We start from the raw sequence: 1,628 nt of genomic DNA, 5'->3' as shown, positions 1-1,628 counted from the left end.
TCGAACAGATAGCGGCTGCCGCGCACCCAGGTCCACATCGCCAGAACGATGGTGAAGGCCACCGCAAGCGACGCCCAGCCGCCCTCGAACACCTTCACGATGTTGGAGGCGAAGAAGCCGATGTCGATGAAGCCGAACAGCGCCGTCATGGCGACCGCCACCCACAGCCGCCATTTCCAGATGCGGGTCATGACGACGAACAGCAGCACCGTCGTCACCAACATGTTGCCGGTCACCGAGATGCCATAGGCGGAGGCGAGCTTGCTCGATTCGCCGAAACCGACGACCAGCAACATCACCGCCAACGCCAGCAAAACATTGACGCGCGGCATGTAGATCTGGCCCGACTGCCGTTCCGACGTGTGCAGGATTTCGAGGCGCGGCAGCATATTGAGCTGCACCGCCTGCCTGGTCAGCGAGAAGGCGCCCGATATGACCGCCTGGCTGGCGATGACCGTCGCCGCGGTTGCCAATACCACCATCGGGATCAGCGTCCAGCCTTCGTTCATCTCGAAGAATGGATGGCCGACGTGACCGTTCTTCGCCAGCACGAAAGCGCCCTGCCCGGCATAGTTTAGCAGTAGGCAGGGAAACACGATGGCCAGCCAGGCGAGCACGATGGGCTTGCGGCCGAAATGGCCGAGATCGGCATAAAGCGCTTCGGCACCGGTGACGGCGAGGAAGATGGCGCCGATGGTGACGAAGGCGACATCGGGCGAATTGATCAGGAAGGCGACGATGTAGTGCGGGCTGACCGCCCACAGGATTTCGGGATCGGCGATGATGTGGTTCAAGCCCGAAAGACCGATAGCCAGGAACCAGACCGCCGTGATCGGCCCGAAGATCAGCGCCACACCGCCGGTCCCGAAGCGCTGCACCGAAAACAGGATCGCCAGGATGACCAGCGTCAGCGGCACGACGTAGGGCTGGAAGGTCGGGGTAACGACATTCATGCCTTCAACCGCCGAAAGCACCGAGATTGCCGGCGTGATGACGGCGTCACCGAAGAACAATGACGCGCCGACAATACCGATGGCCAGGATGATCGCCGAGCGGGTCGGGAAACTGCCGCGCGCCAGCGCCATCAGCGACAGCACGCCGCCCTCGCCTCGGTTGTCGGCTCTGAGCACGAACATGATGTATTTGATGGTGACGATAATCGTCAACGACCAGATGATCAGCGACAGCACGCCCAGAATATCGCCGCGCTCGGCGATTTCGCCGCCGGAGGACGCAACAAGCGCTTCCCGGAAGGCGTAGATCGGGCTGGTGCCGATGTCGCCATAGACCACACCGAGCGCGCCCAGCATCAGAACTTTGGTGCTGTGCTGTTCGATTTCGGGATGGCTCGATTGTTCGACGGGTTCTGCCTCAATACCAGCATTGGTAAGGGCCATGGACGACACTCCGATAAGCGCGCGGTGCTCTACGCTTGCTGCGATGCAATATCAAGTGCCGTGACGGTAGGGCTACCATGTTCCCAGCGCAGGGCTTGCCCCGCAACCGGTGCGTGGCGTCAAAGGCTGCCGGAAACCTCAGATCGCCACCTGCGTGCCGATCTCGACCACACGTCCGGTCGGGATCTGGAAATACTCCGTCGCATCGGCCGCCGAGCGGGCGAGCCCGAT

General features: G+C 62.1%; 1 protein-coding gene. It reads right to left on the bottom strand.

From position 1 onward, the window contains the following. The coding region (locus tag NKI31_RS31755) for a potassium transporter Kup (protein ID WP_352653450.1) at nucleotides 1-1,397 on the bottom strand (1,397 nt) is incomplete at its 3' end. Nucleotides 1,398-1,628: the final 231 nt, after the last annotated feature.

The sequence above is a fragment of the Mesorhizobium sp. M0659 genome, from assembly GCF_040320605.1.
Lineage (GTDB): Bacteria > Pseudomonadota > Alphaproteobacteria > Rhizobiales > Rhizobiaceae > Mesorhizobium.
The sequence above is the reverse complement of the archived record's forward strand: the minus strand, read 5'-3'. Positions and strand labels throughout refer to the sequence as shown.